Annotated in this window: 16 protein-coding genes and 1 pseudogene; 14 read left to right on the forward strand and 3 right to left on the reverse strand. The window is 44.1% G+C overall.

Features of this window, described 5'->3' with window-relative positions; genetic code table 11:
* Positions 1-146: 146 nt before the first annotated feature.
* Positions 147-578 (reverse strand): hypothetical protein, encoded by a 432-nt coding sequence (locus QUA40_RS10575; RefSeq protein ID WP_333124979.1) that lies wholly within the window; start codon positions 576-578, stop codon positions 147-149.
* Positions 579-1,549: 971 nt separating this feature from the next.
* Here QUA40_RS10575 and QUA40_RS10580 point away from each other — a divergent pair.
* The 6 genes from QUA40_RS10580 to QUA40_RS10605 all read left to right on the forward strand — a co-directional run bounded on the left by QUA40_RS10580 (position 1,550) and on the right by QUA40_RS10605 (position 7,423).
* Complete coding sequence (locus QUA40_RS10580; RefSeq protein ID WP_333124982.1) at positions 1,550-2,119, forward strand: DUF3611 family protein; 570 nt, start codon at positions 1,550-1,552, stop codon at positions 2,117-2,119.
* A gap of 653 nt (positions 2,120-2,772) precedes the next feature.
* Positions 2,773-4,425 (forward strand): AarF/ABC1/UbiB kinase family protein, encoded by a 1,653-nt coding sequence (locus tag QUA40_RS10585; protein WP_333124985.1) that lies wholly within the window; start codon positions 2,773-2,775, stop codon positions 4,423-4,425.
* Positions 4,426-4,721: 296 nt separating this feature from the next.
* Positions 4,722-4,928, forward strand: a complete 207-nt coding sequence (locus QUA40_RS10590; RefSeq protein WP_190661448.1) for a hypothetical protein — start codon at positions 4,722-4,724, stop codon at positions 4,926-4,928.
* 233 nt (positions 4,929-5,161) lie between these two features.
* Positions 5,162-6,106, forward strand: a complete 945-nt coding sequence (uvsE, locus tag QUA40_RS10595) for a UV DNA damage repair endonuclease UvsE (protein ID WP_333124989.1) — start codon at positions 5,162-5,164, stop codon at positions 6,104-6,106.
* A 108-nt stretch (positions 6,107-6,214) separates the two neighbouring features.
* A complete protein-coding gene (locus QUA40_RS10600) occupies positions 6,215-6,886 on the forward strand; it encodes an SOS response-associated peptidase (protein ID WP_333124993.1) in 672 nt (223 codons plus the stop codon).
* 150 nt (positions 6,887-7,036) lie between these two features.
* Entirely contained in the window at positions 7,037-7,423 is a 387-nt protein-coding gene (locus QUA40_RS10605) for a VOC family protein (RefSeq protein ID WP_333124996.1), read from the forward strand.
* A 240-nt stretch (positions 7,424-7,663) separates the two neighbouring features.
* Here QUA40_RS10605 and QUA40_RS10610 read toward each other — a convergent pair whose 3' ends face one another.
* Positions 7,664-8,281: a CP12 domain-containing protein gene (locus QUA40_RS10610; RefSeq protein ID WP_333124998.1), complete on the reverse strand. Its 618-nt coding sequence runs from the start codon at positions 8,279-8,281 to the stop codon at positions 7,664-7,666.
* Between the two features lie 304 nt (positions 8,282-8,585).
* Between QUA40_RS10610 and glpX the strand changes: the two genes are divergently transcribed.
* The 3 genes from glpX to QUA40_RS10625 all read left to right on the forward strand — a co-directional run bounded on the left by glpX (position 8,586) and on the right by QUA40_RS10625 (position 14,368).
* Positions 8,586-9,623, forward strand: a complete 1,038-nt coding sequence (gene glpX / locus QUA40_RS10615; RefSeq protein ID WP_333125000.1) for a class II fructose-bisphosphatase — start codon at positions 8,586-8,588, stop codon at positions 9,621-9,623.
* 145 nt (positions 9,624-9,768) lie between these two features.
* Entirely contained in the window at positions 9,769-11,061 is a 1,293-nt protein-coding gene (locus tag QUA40_RS10620) for a glutamyl-tRNA reductase (protein WP_333125003.1), read from the forward strand.
* A 301-nt stretch (positions 11,062-11,362) separates the two neighbouring features.
* Entirely contained in the window at positions 11,363-14,368 is a 3,006-nt protein-coding gene (locus tag QUA40_RS10625) for a UPF0182 family protein (protein ID WP_333125005.1), read from the forward strand.
* 135 nt (positions 14,369-14,503) lie between these two features.
* Here QUA40_RS10625 and QUA40_RS10630 read toward each other — a convergent pair.
* Positions 14,504-15,502, reverse strand: a pseudogene (locus tag QUA40_RS10630) (IS630 family transposase).
* Positions 15,503-16,304: 802 nt separating this feature from the next.
* On the opposite strand from QUA40_RS10630, the gene QUA40_RS10635 reads away from it, so the two are divergent.
* The 5 genes from QUA40_RS10635 to QUA40_RS10655 all read left to right on the forward strand — a co-directional run bounded on the left by QUA40_RS10635 (position 16,305) and on the right by QUA40_RS10655 (position 19,420).
* Positions 16,305-16,736, forward strand: coding sequence for a hypothetical protein (locus QUA40_RS10635; protein WP_333125008.1), 432 nt, complete (start codon positions 16,305-16,307; stop codon positions 16,734-16,736).
* 130 nt (positions 16,737-16,866) lie between these two features.
* Positions 16,867-17,241 (forward strand): peptidase, encoded by a 375-nt coding sequence (locus tag QUA40_RS10640; RefSeq protein ID WP_333125011.1) that lies wholly within the window; start codon positions 16,867-16,869, stop codon positions 17,239-17,241.
* 131 nt (positions 17,242-17,372) lie between these two features.
* Positions 17,373-17,759 (forward strand): hypothetical protein, encoded by a 387-nt coding sequence (locus QUA40_RS10645; RefSeq protein WP_333125014.1) that lies wholly within the window; start codon positions 17,373-17,375, stop codon positions 17,757-17,759.
* On the forward strand, positions 17,746-18,078 hold the full coding sequence (locus QUA40_RS10650; protein ID WP_333125017.1) for a PemK-like protein: 333 nt from the start codon (positions 17,746-17,748) through the stop codon (positions 18,076-18,078). The genes QUA40_RS10645 and QUA40_RS10650 overlap by 14 nt, the downstream gene beginning before the upstream one ends.
* A 196-nt stretch (positions 18,079-18,274) precedes the next feature.
* Entirely contained in the window at positions 18,275-19,420 is a 1,146-nt protein-coding gene (locus QUA40_RS10655; protein WP_333125019.1) for an iron-containing alcohol dehydrogenase family protein, read from the forward strand.
* The last annotated feature ends 93 nt before the right edge of the window (positions 19,421-19,513 follow it).

A 19,513-nucleotide genomic window follows, 5' to 3' on the forward strand; every position in this document is an offset into this window, starting at 1 on the left:
TTTCTTTTTCTCTATCTTTTTGTTGCAGTTGTAAGTTATTCATTTTTTATTGTCAAAATCAAGTATTGCATATAATTGTATCAGAGTCTTGATAATGATTTAGGATTGCTACAGTCGTATTTTTTTCAAGTAGAATTTATACCAAATTAGATGAGCTTACCCTGGTTTCCCAAATCGACAGAATAAAATTCACGGTCTCCTAAAACGAGGATTTTATATTCTGAAAACAATGGTAAAACTTGCTGTAAATTGGTTATTTCTGACTCGAAGTTACTGTTTCCCAATTTGGGCAACAGTGACCAGTATAATGGAATTGCTCTTCGCTCCCAGATCAGGCTAACCATAAATAGATTAATGCGCCCCCATTGACTGCGGTCGATTGCAAGTGATAAAGTTTGACCAACACGGCAATAAGTAATCAACCAATAAGTAATTAATGGGAACCAAATTAGTGAGATAGTTAAGTGAGGCAAATCGAGAAACCTTTGTAGTTTTCTACGCCGACTTTCTGTTGTAATTGGATAGGGAAATACCCGCGAGAGCCGTTCTAATCTCACTTGTTTTTCTGATTGTATCAAAGGTAGCAAGATTCCAATCAGTTTAAATTGAGCTGAACTTAGTTATTTTTTTAAATGAATGAGGTAGAATGTTGGTATCATTATTTTTGAGATAGGCAAGCGTGTAACAATTATGCTGCCTATCTTTTTTTAGCACACATTGGCTCAATCCTTACAAAGGTATGGGTTTCAGGCTGGTTGTTACCCCCCCAGGACAAATATAGCTTTATGGGCTATAATAAAATTGCTTCACTGATGCAGCCGCCTGCCAGCGGTCTAGTATATCTTTGATTAAAATTTTTTTAACCCAAGTTGAATAACAATTAGAATTGGCAGCGCTAAAAATACTCCCAAAAAACCAAACAAAAATCCGAATGCTGTCAAGAGATCTAAGGTGTAAGCGGGAAGCAAAGATACCTAATTTTTCATAATGATAGCGGTGAGAAAATTGCCTTCAAGACGTTGTAAGAATGGATGCGCCCCCGTGCGGCAGTTGGGAATCACGCATCTATCGCCAATCCTCCGAGCTATCGCACTTAACTGAAAGCAATATCATAAGTTTTTCCTCAATCATCTTCCATCAGGTGGATATTTTTTTATGGCATTAGACAGAGGGCAAAGTTTGGCTAGTTAGATTAAATAGAGAGAGAAGCAACATTTTGAAATGTTGAACCGGGACAATAGACCTTTTACCTAAGTCTATTTTTAAGATTCTAAATTGCCATTATCGCAAGAAGTTGATGGTTCAGAGGAGGATATTAGGAAAATGGAATCAACCACAACGGCAGTGGCTGTGTTGAGTTCAACCTTTTATTTACCGGAAATTGCCAAAATCAGTTACCAAACATCAGGCATCTTGCCTGTGCTGAACTGAGTTTTCAGGAGAAGTCTAATAGCTAACCACAAGGTGGTCGCTTGCGCCAGGAAGACAAGCAGAATCTCTTTCTTGCCTCGTTTATTTTTACGATCAATTCAGCAATAAGGTGTATATAATGAATCAACCAGAATCCTTGTCGCAACCGCTGACGAATACCGAATTCGTCGCCACTTTTCGCTTGTTCAGTCGAGTTAGCTTCTGGATACAGTTATTCTTGGGTGCTGTTTCCGGCATTGTTTTAGTATTTGCTATGTTGGGTCGCAACATGAGCGAACAAACCAATAATAATGCAGGTATTGGTTTCGGGGTGTTTTTAGCGGTACTCGGTCTTTTATTGCTGTGCTTTAGAATTTTTTGGGATTTTCGTTATAGGCTTTTAGGCCGACTTTTGCACGCCGAAAATTCTCAGGTATATCCCAGCAAAGAACATATTACTCACACCCTACGGATTGGATTAATTTCTAGTTTGGTGGGGGTATTAATCGCGTTTGTCGCTTCTGAAGAAACAGTTGCTGTAGTCCTAGCGAAAACTCTTAGTCAACCGCAAGCGATGGCAGCTTATGCGCCAGAAAATGTGATTCGTTCCCTAGATATTTTTGTGACAATGGCAAACGTTAATCTGATTGGGGCTCACTTTTTTGGAGCTGTTACTTCTCTTGGGTTACTCAATTGGGTAGAGGATTAGTTGGCAGCATTAGCGATCGCTAATGGCAAACACAGATCCTATGTCGTCAGGATTTACAAAGGCTGATAGATTTAACTAAGGTTTGTAGTTGCACTGTCTTGGGGAAAGAGAGCGAAGACAGCGCAGCTACAAGCTAAATAAGTTTGCTATTTGGATGAACATCTCATCTGAAATTGGCAGCGATGCTCCAGAAAGTCAGACGTGGATAGCTGGTATGCGAGCCAAAAAGTAATGGCAATTATTGATAATTTGGGAAAGATTTATTATAATTTTAACAAAAATCGGCTGGTAGATGATATAAAAAAAGCATAAAAGTATAAAGAGATTGAAAAAGTACAGTATAAAAAATCCGAACTGAAATCATGGAAACTTAATTTTTTAAGCAGTTAAATTTTTAATGGTAGGGACGATCGCGCTTGTGGGAGAGAAAAGGCGATCGCTCTTTTTCGGCACAGTATATGTAGTGTGCGGGCGTAATTCCTGTGTATATTACGATGAGGAGTAATGCCAAAGCCAAAAACCGATCGCCCCCACATCCCAAAATTTGATCGCACTTTTTCCCCCAAGTTATTCCTCAAGACAATGGTCAGCCCGGTTAACAGCGCTATCCTAGTAGTTATATAGCCCTTAAACCCGATCGACCCGGAGGCCCCTTGTTTAGCCTAGTTCAAAACAATTCTCGCAAAGGAGAAATTCTAGAGGTCGTCTTCCGCAACGGTTGGGACTACATGAAAAGCCTCCTAACCGGCCGCAAAATCGACGCACCCAGTCTCCCAACTCCAGCAGTTCTCCGCAACATCCTCGTCGAATTAGGCCCAGTTTTTGTCAAATTGGGACAATTGCTGAGCACTCGTCCTGACCTTTTACCGGCCAGCTACATCGAAACCCTCTCCACGCTACAAGCGGAAGTACCCCCCGTACCGTGGTCGGAAGTAGAAGCCATCGTCCGGATGGAACTCACACAATCTCTCGAAGATACCTTCGCCAAATTTAACACTCAAGCTGTCGCGGCAGGTTCGATCGCCCAAACCCACAAAGCTACCTTAAAAGACGGCCGCGAAGTCGCCCTCAAAGTTCAGCGTCCCGGTATTGAGATTGTCATCGAACAAGACATCGCCGTGCTCCGAGGTTTGGCAGAACTTGTCATGCTCACAGACTTCGGTCAACAATACGATATTGTCGCCCTAGCAGAAGAATTTGCGATCGCCCTGCGTGCAGAACTAGACTTCATTCAAGAAGCCAGCTACACAGACGAACTGCGCCGCAATTTATCTAAAAGTAAATGGTTTGACCCCACACAAGTTGTTTTGCCAGAAATTAACTGGGAGTTAACCACAAAAAAACTCTTAGTAATGGAGTGGCTGAACGGGGTGCCGATTTTGTTAGGCGATTTGCAAGGAATTCGCCACAAAGGAGATATAAATGCCGAACGCGAAGAAATTACAACGCTGCTTTGTCGCGTTTTCTTCCAGCAGTTGTATATCGACGGATTCTTTCACGCAGACCCGCATCCCGGCAATTTATTTTATCTCAAAGACGGCCGGATAGCTTTACTAGACTGCGGCATGGTCGGCAGATTAGACCCGCGCACTCAGCAAAATTTGACAGAAATGTTGCTGGCAATTGTCGATTTAGATGCTCAGCGCTGCACTCAATTAACATTGGAAATGGCAGAATTTGCTCAGCCGAAAAGTTTAGCTGTTCTAGAGAACGATTTGGCTAGAATGCTCCGCAAGTATTACAATGTCAGCTTGTCGCAAATGAACTTGTCGGAAATTTTTTATGAGGTGCTAGAAATCACCCGCAAAAATAAAATTCGTCTGCCCAGCAATCTCGGTTTGTATGCAAAAACTCTAGCTAATTTGGAAGGACTAGCGCGCTCTTTTAATCCCCGATTTAATATTGTAGAGCAGGTGAAACCGCTGATGACCGATATGTTTCGGCGTCAGTTATTAGGAGATGACCCGGTGCAAGCTCTGCTGAGAACTGCCCTGGATCTGAAAAGCTTGTCTTTGCAATCTCCGCGACAGGTGGAAGTGCTTTTAGACCGGGTTACTTCGGAAACTTTGAAGTGGAACTTGACACTAAAAGAACTCGATCCGCTACGCCGCACTTTGGGGGATTCTGCGAACCGACTTTCTTTTAGTATTGTCGTGGGTTCGCTGATTGTGGGGGCGGCAATTATTTCTTCTAACGCGCAAACTGCTCAGCTATCTTTTTTGAGCAATGGTTTGTTTGGAGCGGCGAGTTTTTTGGGTTTTTGGTTAATTATTAGTATTATGCGCTCCGGGCGTTTGCGGAGTTAATTGTCAAGGAGAAATGAGGAAAATCAGGAGATATATAGCCTTTCTCAATTTTCGTGAGGTACGCGGGCGACAAATTCCCAATCCGATCGCCATTCGCAGAAAAATATGGAAATTATCTGCGTTAATCTGTGTTTGTCTGCCTTAATCTGCGGTTTTCCTATCTACCGCACAGTTGCCGAGAAAGGCTATAGCATCCTCAACTGTTAACCAATATCTCTGACTTAAGATAGGCGATCGCCCGCAGCAGCTAAGTCTAAGCTAGAAATTGTTCCATAAACCTAATTGAGGAAAAAAAGATGAGTAGCGGTCACGCCAGCCATAAAGGCTCTTCCACAAAACCCAATACCAACACTAACGGTCAAATTACATCCCCTGCCGACCAACCCGCTGATCCGCTAAATCAAGAAACATCCGGCTATCCGTTCCATAACGAAGCAATGGAAAATCCTGTTGCCACCGCGCGGCCCGACGAAGAGGCTGAGTCTGGCGAAGAACAGCAATAGTTATATCGATTAAATTGGCATCGATATGCTATCTGCGACGCGGTTGATTAGATGTTTGATAAAAATCAGGTTTGTACTAATTACATCTTGCACTTCCAGAGTCCGCCAGGGATTTCAATCTCTGCCGGACTCTTTAGGCAGGTTCAGTAGTACCTAAAAACTTCAAGACTAAAAACTCAAGTCCTTAAGAGAAACCTATTTAACATAAAATTAAAGTTAGGGATTATTGCTAAATGAGCGGGATTAACGAAGTAGTGGAACAGGAAAAATTGCCGGAATTAGGGTTGGTCTGCATTACAACATCCGATGCAGTTCGCTTTCGGACTGTCACGCGGAAGCGACTTTTACAGCTTTCGGAAACTGAACAAGAAACAGTATTGCGCGAGCTTTATATAGACAACTTAAAGCGGCTTGACAAAGCGATCGACTTCTGTTCTGTTAATCAGATTAAGCTCTACCGCATGACTTCTGCACTGTTCCCTTTTGCAGATACAGATTTGGGGGAAGCAGTGCTACACTCCATGACTGAGGAATTGCGGAGAGTGGGCGATCGCGCAATTTCCCTCAACATCCGTTTGGTACTCCACCCCGATCAATTTGTCGTCCTCAGTTCCGACAAGCCTGATGTTGTAAAAAACAGCATTAAAATTCTGGCGACTCATGCTTTAATTATGGACAAGTTGGGACAGCCCCGATCGCCCCAGGCACTGATGAACATTCACGGCGGGAAGAGCGATCGTACTTCGCAGCTCAAATCAGTCATCCGCGACTTGCCAGAATCCATTCGATCGCGCTTAACCTTTGAAAATGACGAATACGCTTACAGTTCCTCAGAACTGGTAGAAGTGTGTCTCGATACTGGCGTAGCAATGGTTTTTGACGCCCACCACCACGTCATTCACGAACATTTAGAAAGTTACGACGATCCGAGTGTGGCAGAAATGCTAGCAGCAGCAAGGACTACTTGGCGCCTTCCTGAATGGCAATTAGTGCACATCTCAAACGGCAGAGAATTTTTTGCCGATCCGCGCCACAGCGACTTGATTACAGATATGCCCAATTGCTATTATGATGCTCCTTGGATTGAAGTAGAAGCTAAATTCAAAGAATTAGCTATTGAAAAGTTGCGGACAGAATGGTTGTCTGCGAATGTTCCACAATTTAGCAGTGTCTCGTAGGGTGGGGTTTTACAAACCATCTTTGCCTAAAACCAATCATCTCGAAAACCCGCCCCCACCCCAAGGGTAAATCGCAATCTACCTCTTTGTTAATACAAACTAAAAACTATGTGCGGAAGATTCACTTTAAATACTTCAGCTCAAATCATAGCCGAATTCTTCAAACTGTCGGAAGTTCCAGACATCAAACCGCGATACAATATCGCCCCAACTCAATCAGTTGCCACAGTCACAGTTGCTGCAAAAAAAATGCAGCGACAGTTCCAATTTATGCGCTGGGGTTTGATTCCAAGTTGGGCAAAAGACATGAAAATGGGCAGCAAGATGATCAATGCGCGATCGGAAACTGTAGCCGAAAAACCTGCTTTTCGCAGCGCCATCAAGCACAGGCGATGTTTGATAGTCGCTGACGGCTTCTACGAATGGCAACAGCAGGGAAAGAACAAACAGCCTTACTATTTTCAAAAGGCAGACGGCGAACCTTTTGCTTTTGCCGGTTTGTGGGAAAATTGGGAATCTCCAGAAAAAGAAAACATTGTATCTTGCAGTATAATTACTACCGCTGCTAATGAAACAGTCCAGCCGATGCACGATCGAATGCCAGTGATTCTCCCCGACAGCGATTGGGAACAGTGGCTCGATCCTTCTGTTAAAAATGCTCAGGAAGTTTTGCCCTTGTTAAAGCCCTATGCTTCCGAAGCTATGAAAGCAAAGGCGGTAAGTGCGATCGTCAACAGTCCAACTAGAGACAGTCCCGAATGTATTAGCGATCGGCAATAAATCATTGGATCGGACAAAACCGAGATAGTTTGAGTTATGATCTAAAATGATGTTTGAGCTGTAGCTTGGGTTTTATAAGGATCAGTTTAACTCAGTGGTTATTTGCTCAAACATTGTTTTAATCTTAACATCCGTTAGAAGACAAAAAATATGATCGGATACGTTACGCTCGGTACCAACGATATTGAAAGTGCAGCAAAGTTTTATGATGCTTTGCTTGCTGAAATTGGCGCTCGACGATTCATGGAATTCGACGGATTTATCGCATGGAGTGTTTCTCCCGATCGACCAGCACTTGCTATTACAAAACCATTTGATGGTAACACAGCAACTGTTGGCAATGGAGTAATGATAGCTCTTCAAGTTGACAGTCCAGAAAAAGTCAACTTAGTTTATAACAAAGCGATCGAACTTGGGGGTAAGGATGAAGGAGCTGCGGGGCCAAGAGGCGTGTTGCCGGGGTTTTATGCGGGATATTTTCGCGATCTTGAGGGGAACAAGCTGAACGTGTTTTGTATGATGGGGCCAAACACTTAAGATTTTTATTTTTCGTGAGGTTCGCACAAAAAAAGCTATTTCCGATCGTTAGTTATTAGTTATCAATCCATAAATAAGACAATACGGTTCAGTTAAGGAAAATTGTAGTGCGTAGGTTGGGTTTCGTTCCTCAACCCAACCTACGCACTACGCATAATCTGTTTTTTTAGCAATAACTGAACCGTATTGATACATAAGAGTTGATAACTAATAAGTAATGGCTAAGGACGAATAACTAAATTAACTGTCGTACATCCGCGCTTCCGCAGCCTCTGGATTTTCCTCGCAATACTGGTCAAAAGCCGTTTTTTCAAGCTTCATCGATCGCTGGTGAGAAGCCTCAGCCTGCATTTCCTCTACAATATCCCACGCTACCGCGCACTCTCTAGAGGTAGCGCCTTTCTCGGCACAGATAGTTCTGGCCTCCGCGATCGCCTGTTCGATTTCTTCCTCAAATAAAACACTTTTCGGCTTCTCGACAAAATCGCTTTTTGTCAAGATATCCGTTACCGAAATAATGCCCAGCAGTTTGTCTTTAATCACCGGAGCTCGGCGGATTCGGGTATTCGCGAACAACCTCGCCACGTATTCCACGCCCAAGTCGGGATTCACCGTGATGCACGGTTTGGTCATAATCTCGAAGACGCGGACTTTCTGCGGGTCTACTCCGTAGGCTGTTACTTTGTAGACAATATCCGTTTCCGTGACAATGCCGTAGGCGTCTTGTTCGTGGCGGCGTTCCACAATTAACGCGCGCAAACACAGTTCGTTCATCATCGCCACTGCTTCAGCTACAGTTGCCGAACCACGAATGGTAACAACTTCTGTGGTCATAATATCTTGGGCTTTCATCATCATTTTTTATTGCTTCCTGCTTATAAAGTCTAGTGCGTCCCGATTTTGGGGCGTCCATTTGATTTGCTATCATCATAAAACTTCAGGACTGAGGCAACTGTTACAATAAATCAAGGATGGCGACTCTCCCACTCTCGCATCTCCCCTCTCCTTTGACTCAAATTTCCAGCCCCCAGCTCAAAGAAGCAAAAGTTAACACAAACTAACCAACTCCTGACGTTCGCACAGATCCCCGGCTCTGATAAACTTGATGGCTGGGAGTGCAAAAGAGCACAGGCACGCATCAGCAGTTGGGAGGATCTAGTTCGTGGACAATGTAATCGGTTTAGAGATCATCGAAGTAGTTGAGCAGGCAGCCATCGCTTCCGCTCGCTTGATGGGCAAAGGCGAAAAAGATGAAGCCGACAGAGTGGCTGTAGAAGCCATGCGGGAGCGCATGAACAAAATTCATATGCGCGGCCGCATCGTGATCGGCGAAGGCGAGCGCGATGACGCACCCATGCTTTACATCGGCGAACAAGTAGGTATTTGTACCCGCGAAGATGCCAAAGATTTCTGCAACCTAGATGAATTGATCGAAATTGACATCGCTGTTGACCCCTGCGAAGGTACTAACCTGGTAGCTTACGGTCAAAACGGTTCGATGGCAGTTTTGGCAATCTCTGAAAAAGGTGGTTTGTTTGCTGCACCGGATTTCTACATGAACAAATTGGCTGCTCCTGCGGCTGCTAAGAATCATGTAGATATTCGCAAGACGCCAACTCAAAACCTCAAAATTATCTCTGATTGCCTCGGCCGCAGTATTGAAGATTTGGTGGTGGTCGTGATGGATCGCGATCGGCACAAAGGTTTAATTAATGAAATTCGGCAAGCGGGTGCAAGAGTTCGGCTGATCAGCGACGGCGACGTTTCGGCAGCAATTTCTTGCGCGTTTTCTGGTTCCAACATCCACGCACTTATGGGTATTGGCGCAGCACCGGAAGGTGTGATTTCAGCAGCAGCAATGCGCTGTTTGGGCGGTCACTTCCAAGGGCAGTTAATTTACGATCCGGCTGTTGTAAAAACTGGTTTGATCGGTGAAAGCAAAGAAAGCAATATCGCTCGCCTGAAAGACATGGGCATCACAGACCCAGACAAGATTTACAATGCTGAAGAGTTGGCATCTGGAGAAACAGTTCTGTTTGCAGCTTGCGGGATTACTCCCGGAACGCTGATGGATGGAGTTCGCTTCTTTGGCGGCGGCGCTCGCACTGAAAGTTTGGTAATTTCTTCTCAGTCGAAGACCGCTCGGTTTGTGGATACAATCCATATGTTTGACCAGCCTAAATCTCTGCAATTGAATTAGTGATTAGTTAGTGGTTAACAGTTAAATGTTAACAATTAACAGTTAACGATTAACAGTCACCGGTGATTAGCAATTAGCGATAAACTAATAACTAATAACAGGTGACTGTTAACAACTAAGAAATAAATAGTGACAAATCACAGATATGAATATTGCAGTCGTAGGTCTGAGCCACAAAACAGCGCCGGTTGAAGTTCGCGAAAAACTGAGCATTCCAGAACAGAAAGTTGAAGCGGCGATCGCCCAATTGCGTGGCTACCCGCACATTCAAGAGGTTGCCATCCTCAGCACTTGCAACCGCTTAGAAATTTATATCGTTACCAGCGAGTCGGAGCCTGGTGTGCGAGAAGTTATTCAGTTCCTTTCGGAATGCAGTAAAGTTCCTTTGCAGTCTTTGCGCCCTCACCTGTTTATTTTGTTGCACGAAGATGCGGTGATGCACTTGATGCGAGTGGCTTCTGGTCTCGACAGTTTGGTGCTCGGAGAAGGACAAATTTTGGCTCAGGTGAAACAAACTCACAAACTCGCCCAGCAGTACAAAGGTGTAGGCAGAATTTTAGAGCGCTTGTTCAAGCAAGCTCTCACAGCAGGGAAGCGAGTTCGCACGGAAACTAGCATCGGTACCGGTGCAGTTTCTATCAGTTCGGCGGCGGCCGAATTGGCTCAAATGAAGGGTCAGCATTTAGCAAGCAGCAAAATTGCGATTATTGGTGCTGGCAAAATGTCGCGGCTTTTGGTGCAGCATTTGCTCTCAAAAGGAGCTAGCAATATTTCGATCGTCAACCGCTCTGTGCGTGGCGCCCTGGAGTTGGCAGGTCAGTTTAAAGATGCTGAATTGCACTTGTATCAGCTCTCGGAAATGATGCAGGTAATTGCCAGTTCAGACTTGGTTTTTACCAGTACGGCAGCTACTGAGCCACTGTTGAATAAAGCTAAATTGGAAGCGGTTTTAGACCCGAATCGCCCTTTGATGTTGGTGGATATTTCTGTGCCACGCAACATTGACTCGGATGCGAACGAACTCGCTAATGTGCGATCGTTTAATGTGGACGACTTGAAAGCAGTGGTAGCTCAAAATCACGAAAGCCGTCGCAAAATGGCACTGGAAGCTCAGGGCTTGCTGGAACAGGAAGTAGAGGCTTTTGATCTCTGGTGGCGCAGTCTGGAAACTGTTCCTACTATTAGCAGTTTGCGGGATAAGATAGAATTGATTCGGGAACAAGAGTTAGAAAAAGCTTTATCGCGTCTGGGTTCGGAATTTTCGGAGAAACATCAAGATGTGATTGAATCTTTAACAAGGGGGATTGTGAATAAGATTTTGCACGATCCGATGGTACAGTTGCGCGCTCAGCAGGATATTGAGGCGCGCCGGCAAGCGATGCAAACTTTGCAAACACTGTTTAATTTGGATGTGGATGTCAATCAGCAGTACAGCTAGTTGGTTTTTCGATTCAAATTTCGATTCAAATCCGGTTAATTGCACGTTATATTTGTAGGGACACGGCATTTGTCCATTGGTGTAAACGTAAGTCTAAAATCCTTTGTATATCTTGTTTGTCGCCGAGTCTAGATCTCCCCTAGCCCCCCTTAACAAGGGGGGGACAAGAGCGCTCAAAGTCCCCCTTTTTAAGGTGGATTTAGGGGGATCTAGACTTTGCTAGAAGCGAGATTTCTCATGAATTTTAGTCTTAAGTTGACACCTATGGGCATTGCTGTGTCCCTATTTGTAGCTCATTCTTATGACTTTAAGAAGGCGAATTTCTCAATTAATTTTACTGATTGTAGGGCTGTGGTTAGTTTTTGAGTTTTCCTCCCGGATTGCGGCAGAAATTCTCTGGTTTCAGGAAGTTGGATATCTTCAGGTTTTTCTGTTAAAGCTGAAAACTCAAGGGTTGCTGGGGGCGATCGCAATTGCTGTTTCTTCTGCCTTTTTGCTGGGAAATTTGGCTTTAGCCCGCCGCCTGCAACATCCCGCAGAGGAAATGAAATCGCCGGTTGCGGGGGCGCTATTCGCTTCACTCAGGGCGAACAAAACCGCGAAGAATTACGAATTACCTGTTGCTAAATCCCCAATAACTTTTTCCTGGCTGCTGTTGGCGATATTCGGATTGACTTCGATCGCAACTTTGACAGTAATTCACTGCGGGCTGTTAGCTGCAAACAGCCTCACCTATTTCGGTATAGCTGGCAATTTACCTCTACCGCCCGTACAGTTGGGAATTGAGTCAATCCAGCAAATAGCACGGCAGCTATTTTCTCACTGGTGGCAGTTGGGCTTGCTGCTGGGGACAATGTTAGCTGTGGTAATTAAGCCTGATTTTTGGCTACGGGCGATCGCCATTTTTCTCAGTTTGGCGATCGGGCTTATTGCCGCCAGTCGCTGGACAAATGTTTTGCAATATTTTCACCCTACTAATTTTAACACAACCGACCCTCTTTTTAATCAAAATATTAGCTTTTATGTATTTATTTTGCCAATCTTTGATTTGCTAGGCTTCTGGGTGACAGTTGTATTTTTGTACAGTTTAGTATCTTGTGCTTTAACATATTTACTGTCGGCAAATAGCCTGAGTCAAGGGATATTTTTGGGGTTTTCTCGATCGCAGCAGCGGCACTTGTACGGGTTGGGTGCAGCTTTAATGCTAGCCGTTGCATTCCGCTACTGGTTGGGGCGCTACGCATTGCTGTATTCGCGGGGAGACGTTACTTACGGGGCGAATTATGCTGACGTGACAGTGCGGTTGCCCTGGTATGGCTTTTTGAGTATTTTGGCGGGGGCGATCGCACTTTTGATGCTGTGCCAGGTTTACCCATTCACAATAAAAAATGAACTCATAAAAAAAACTATTTTAGCGTGGCTAAGTTTAAGTTTTTTGGGAACTTTTCTGCTACCAACACTTGTGCAGCAACTCCTGGTTAAACCCAACGAACTAGCACGAGAACAGCCGTACATTCAGCACAGCATTGCCTTTACTCAAGAAGCCTTTGGCCTCAAACAAATTGAAATAAAAACTTTCGATCCCGCCGGAAAACTCACTTATGCCGACTTAGAAAAAAATAAACTTACTATTAGCAACATCCGGCTGTGGGACAAGCTGCCGCTGCTGCAAACCAACCGACAGTTACAGCAAATCAGACCCTATTATACCTTTCCGGATGCGGATATCGAGCGCTACACAATCAAAAATGAAAAAGCAAAAAAGGGAGATTCTGAAAGCCAACAAGTGTTTCTGGCAGCGCGGGAATTAGATTACACAGCAGTTGCCCCCGAAGCTCAAACTTGGGTGAACAAACACCTGGTTTACACTCACGGTTACGGCTTTACTCTTTCTCCGGTAAATACAGTCGGTGTCGGCGGTTTACCAGATTATTTTGTCAAAGATATTGGGGTTGCAGCCCAGAAAGGAGAGACTGCTTTGGAAATAACGAGCGATCGAATTCGGGCCAGTATTCCGATCGGCTACCCGCGAATTTACTACGGGGAAATCACCGATACAGACGCCATGACGCCCACCAAAGTCAAAGAATTCGACTATCCCAGCGGCGAAGACAATGTTTACAATACTTACAGCGGTAGGGGCGGAATTGCGATCGGTTCTATGTGGCGGCGCTGGCTGTTTGCTAATTATCTCAAAAATTGGCAAATGGCACTGACGCGCAATTTTACGCCAGAAACTAAATTGCTCTACCGCCGAAATATTAATAAAAGAGTCCGGGCGATCGCTCCTTTTTTGCGCTACGATTCCGACCCGTATTTAGTAGCAGCAAACGCCAATCTTAGCAATGATGATATAGAAAAAGAAAAAGATGAAAATGGCAACAAGATTAAACCTTCACCCTCGGCTACTGAGAAATCTCCCAACTATCTTTACTGGATTATCGATGCCTATACAGCGAGCGATCGCTATCCGTATTCTGACCCCGGAAATCATGAGTTTAACTACATCCGCAACTCCGTTAAAGTAGTGATTGATGCTTACAACGGGTCGGTTGACTTCTACGTTGCCTATCCCTCCGATCCGATTATTAACAGTTGGATTGCTATCTTTCCCGGACTCTTCAAACCCCTTGACAAAATGCCTCCCGCTCTCCGAAAACATATCCGGTATCCAGTAGATTTGTTGAGCATTCAATCAGAACGCTTGCTAACTTATCATATGGAAGACCCGCAAGTATTTTACAATCGGGAGGATTTGTGGCGAGTTCCCAATGAAATTTATGGCAGCGAACAGCAGCCCGTAGCACCGTATTATTTGATTACGAAACTGCCAACGGAAACAGCAGAAGAATTTATTTTGCTGCTCCCATTTACACCAGTAAGTCGCAACAATTTAATTGCTTGGATTGCAGGGCGATCGGATGGTAGCGAGTACGGAAAATTGCTACTGTATCTGTTTCCCAAACAGCGATTAGTTTACGGCCCGGAACAAATAGAAGCTTTAATTAACCAAGATCCGGTTATTTCCGAACAAATATCTCTCTGGAATCGCGAGGGTTCAAAAGCAATTCAAGGAAACTTATTAGTAATTCCCATTGAACAATCTTTACTGTATGTGGAACCTCTTTATTTAGAAGCCGAGCGCAATAGTTTACCAACTTTAATCAGAGTTATTGCTGCCTACCAAAACCGCATCGTCATGGCAGAAAATCTTGACGCGGCACTCAAGGCACTTTTTCAGCAACAATCTACCAATAAACCCGCAATTATTCGACCCGTAGAAGTTACAGCCCCGGCTTTGAATTGAGAGGCGATATATATGTGTAGGGAAACGGCATTGCCGTGTCCGGCAGAGAAATCGGCAACTTACTGTAGATAATAGGCGATATGTGTAGGGAAACAGCATTGCCGTGTCCAGCCCAGGAATCTACAACTTAAGTAGTTAAGCAAAATTAATTACATAATTTTCTCCAAATTCTTTAAGTATTTTTTCCACACATGAAACAAGAGCTGGCCAGCTAGAATAGGCATTTATTTCGATCCATTCATATTTGATAAACCGCTACAGAATCTCAATTAAATTCAATTCTGGTGAATAAGTCGGTAGTTCAAAGATATGTAGACCGCGTTCTTTCCATTCTTCAAGTCGGTCGTAGATGAAATTGCTAGTATGAATAGAAGCTCTATCGACTACAATAAATGTTGGTCGTTCGACCACAGGAAAAAAACTATCTATACAGGCAGAAATTACATCAGAATTGAGGGTCGGAGTGGAAACATAGGCGTTAAGATTATTTTTTATCTTCATGATTCCCAAGACCTTTAAACGCTGACTATGCCGACTGTTGATCGATAAATATTCACCGATATTTTGCCAAGCATAAGGAACAAAAGGAATCAGACAAAATCCTGTTTCATCTAAATAGTATAAATCAATCTCACCTATATCTTCTAGTCTTTGTAATTATGATACTTGTGCTAGTTTTTCCTTGTATTCTATGGGGTCTGGCTCTCCTCCAACACCTCGCCGCAGAGGATGCCAACTCATGGAAAATGATTTAAGTATTCTCTTAATTGTTTCCGTGCTTATAGTAATATCCCATTCTTGTTGGATTTTTTGTACTGCTTGCTTTAATTGTCTTGGCTCGGATTTTACCCAGTCTCTTATTTGAGCTAATTGTGTACAATCAAATGTTTGTTTTCTACCGCGACCTGGCTTATTATATAGTCCGAGCATTCCCTCGGACTCCCATCGATTCAACCAGTTATACATAGTCTTATGACTAATTTTAAATATTTTCTTCAATTGTTGATTTTTGACACCTTGTGAAACCCCGATTAAAAAATGTGTTCTTTGACGCACTTGATGATGTCTACTTTAACGATAAATTCGGATTAGTAATTTAAATGAAAGGGGATTAACATCTCTCAGTAAAAAGATACACAAAATCTCTCCGAACAACTAAATAGTCTTATTGTATCATAATTTTTCTTTGTGTAATTGATTTTGCTTAACTACTTACTGTAGATGATAGGCGATATAGAAATCCTAAATGATTATACTCGTTACCAGGAAGAGCCTGGTAACGCATACCCGCAAGCTCTGCCTCCATAGTCTCCGCTGAGGCTCTTCCTCGCTTACATCGATTCCCAGGCAGAACCTGGGAACCAGTTAACCAGTTATTGAAACTGATGCGAGGATTGCTATAGTTCGGAAATGTTTAGTTATATCCCCATGCGCATTATAATTACTGTGGCTACATGGTCACCTAAATTTCAAAATCGCCCTTTCATGATTCTGATTCAGCTAACTGAAGAAAACTGTTGAGACGCAGACTCAGCAGGTAATGTTTTGCAAGTTCGGAGTGTAACTACTGAGCGATTTGTCAGATGTATCGGAAAAGTTTCTAAAACGGTTGTCCAAGAATTAGTAATAAACTTAATTATCTGTGTTGATTATTGTCCATAAAATCAGGAATGTCGATCGCCCGAATTAGCTTTCTGAACATAAAACACACAAGAGGGTAGTCACTAGGTTGGGTTGCACGGAATTCAGGTCAACAGTGGCCACCCATCATCTAGTGGCGTTTCCTCCCTCAACCCAAATCTACCAAACTTACCCAACTATCCGCCCACTTCTAGCTTCAAAATTTACTATTCCGCAGGATGTTGATTTATTCCCACGGATCTGGTTTTTTTTGTGACACAATAGATTCTAGTATCGATCTATGTGAGGATTGTTCATGGCTCGTTTTAATCAAATCCTTGTCCTTAGCGCCATCAGCCTTCTAGCTTTAGCTGGTTGCGACAGCGCGAAGGAAGCTTCCACTCCGAAAACTTCACCCGCCCCGGTTCCTGCTGCTACTGCTGTTAAAACTGAGAAAGCAGCATCCCAGGGAAACTATGCAGAATTGAGTGGCGTGGTTTCCAGTACCAAAGCAGCAGTTCAGGCTGGAAACTTTGCCAAAGCCAAAACGGAATTTGGCACATTCGAGAATTCCTGGAAGAAGGTTGAAGACGGCATCAAAGCTAAAGCTCCCAAAAGCTACGATGCAGTTGAAGAAACCGCCGAAAAAGTGACGGATGAACTCAAAAAGTCTCAGCCAAGTAAAGACCAAGTGCTGACTCAATTGCAGTCGCTTGAAAAGACTATCAGTAGCATTCCTAAGTCCTAAATGTCAGTGGTGAGTGCTTGATTCTAAAGTCTCAGACGCAGAAACCGAGTTTTTTAACCCCCGTAATTGGTTCAAACCTTGAATAAAAGTTAAAATATCCGGTTTCTGTGCGTCGGAGGGCGTAAGTCCTGTGAGAGTAACTGCGATCGCAGTTACTCAGCAACAAGCACTCAACACTCGCTCCTTATATACCCTCAGTATTCCCAAACTTTCAACCACTATGAAGAGAGCATTTCGCAAGTACCACCGCATTCTAGGCCTTATTGTTGCTTTGCCGATCGCGCTGACTGTTTTGACTGGAATGGTGATCACAATTTTCCGAGAGTGGCCGCTGGGTATAAAAACTTCATCGAGATTTTTGTTGAAAATTCATACAGGTGAAATCTTTCACCTGCAAGCAATTTACCCGATTTTGAACGGCTTGGGAATGATAGGCTTGTTAGTGACTGGTTTAAGTATGTCGGGTGTGTTTGGTCGGAAAAAGCAGCCCACCTCCAACGATTAAAACCACAGAGGTGAGGAACTGTGGTTTTAATCGTTGGACTTGCTAGAATCAGGAACGCTCTCACCTTTGAGAGTCGTGATAAAATATGTAGGTAACCCAGAAATATAACAACGCTGAAGGGTAAAAATCCCATGAAACCAATTATTATTAATAATATAGAAAAAGTCGTGTCAAAAAAATTGCGACTTCTGTCGAGAGAAAAACAAGAAGAAGTGCTCGATTTTGTCCAATTCCTCTTGTACAAATCACAACCGACAAAGCAGTTTAGCATAAGTTCAAAATCTAGCACTTCGCCAACAGAAACACTGCCTATCAGGCGCTGGCTACTCAAATTACTACAGACAAAGGCGTTGAGCGTATGTTCAGCATCTAGCACTTCGCCAACAGAAACACCACCTCTCAATCGCTCGCTACAAGACGGCGAAGACAATTTAATTTACCCAGCTATTACTCGCAGTCATGATGCTTTTTTGAAAGGTTACGCACCCGAAGACGAAGGACTTTATGACGACTATTGAACCTGGTGATTTTGGGGTGGCAAATATTCCTTTTACAAACGGCGCAGACTCTAAAAAACCCCCCATACTTTTGGTATGGTTGGATGGCGAGGATGTGGTAGCAGCAGTCGTCACCTCTGTCAAACCCCGCAGCCAAACAGATGTATTTCTTAATGATTGGTCTGTCAGCGGTTTGCGCGTTGCTTCAACAGTGCGTTTGTCTAGATTAGATTGTTTGGACAAGTCTTTGTTGCTAGGGAAGAAAATCTGGCAAATTTCTCAAGCAGATGCAGCAGCAGTGAAACAAGTCTGGGAGTTGTACGTTAAGCCTCAATTTTAATGATAATTCGATCGCCCGTATTTTCTTCATCAACTTAGCGATCGCCCCTCAACTCCCCCCTCCCATCCCCCAACAGCCCAACAATACTTAATAAAAAGTTTATAAAACTTACCATGTTCGCATAGATTAGAGTTATCCTAGAAAATCCAGCAATCCTGCAAAGCGTCAACCTTCTCGTCACTTATCCAGTGGTTCGATGACTCAAACCCAAAGCACTAAGACCGCCACCCCAACTGCAATTTATTCCTTGACAATTGCTCCCGCCTGTGTATTGCGAGGTCGATCGGCCCTCGCACAAGCCGGAGATGCGATCGCCCGTTTCGGAAAGCGGCCGCTAATCGTCGGCGGCAGCAACTCCCTCGCCGCCGCCCAACCGTACCTGCAACCAATCCTCGAACAGCAGCAGTTAAAATCCGCCGAAACAGCATACGGCAAGGATTGCAGCGAAACCAGCCTCGAAACCCTCCGCGAAGCAGCCCAAACCCATCAAGCCGACTTCATCATCGGAGTTGGCGGCGGCAAAGCCTTAGACGCAGCCAAACTCCTCGCCCATCAGTGCAAAATCCCGATCGTCACAATACCCACATCAGCAGCCACCTGTGCCGCTTGGACAGCCCTTTCTAACATTTATTCAGAACAAGGTGCATTCCAATACGATGTCACCTTAGCCAGATGTCCAGACTTATTAATACTCGACTACGGCTTAATTCAAACCGCACCACAGCGGACATTAGTAGCAGGAATTGGAGATGCGATCGCCAAATGGTACGAAGCATCAGTCAGCAGCGGACACTCCGAACAAACCCTGATAATTTCCGCCGTTCAACAAGCTAGAATACTGCGCGATATATTATTCCAAAAATCAGCCGCCGCCCTCAAAGAACCCGGTAGCGAAACCTGGCAAGAAGTCACAGATGCAGCCGTATTGCTAGCAGGAGTAATCGGCGGAATTGGCGGTGCCCAATGTCGCACCGTCGCTGCCCACGCCGTCCACAACGGTCTAACTCATCTATTAGCAAGTCACGGCACATTGCACGGCGAAAAAGTTGCCTACGGCATTTTAGTACAACTACGACTAGAAGAAATGCTGCAAAACAATCAACTCGCCGCTAGCGCCAGACAGCAACTGCTAAAATTCTATGCCGAGATTGGATTGCCCCAAACTTTAGACAACCTCGGACTCGGAGACATTACCATCACAGAATTGCAGCGCGCCACCGACATAGCCTGCAATCCTAATTCCGACATCCACAGACTGCCTTTTAAAGTCGTTCCCCAACAATTAATGGCAGCCATGGTTTCTACCACCGCACCTGTGGGAGAATTAAAGATTAAGAATTAAAACAGTTTGTAGTAAGGACTAAAGTCCTGAAAAGGCTGTGCTAGCAAGGACGAAAGTCCTTACTACAAACCAGGAAAACTGACAACTGACAAA

Origin of the sequence: Microcoleus sp. Pol11C3 (assembly GCF_036701485.1) — a bacterium.
Taxonomy (GTDB): domain Bacteria; phylum Cyanobacteriota; class Cyanobacteriia; order Cyanobacteriales; family Microcoleaceae; genus Microcoleus.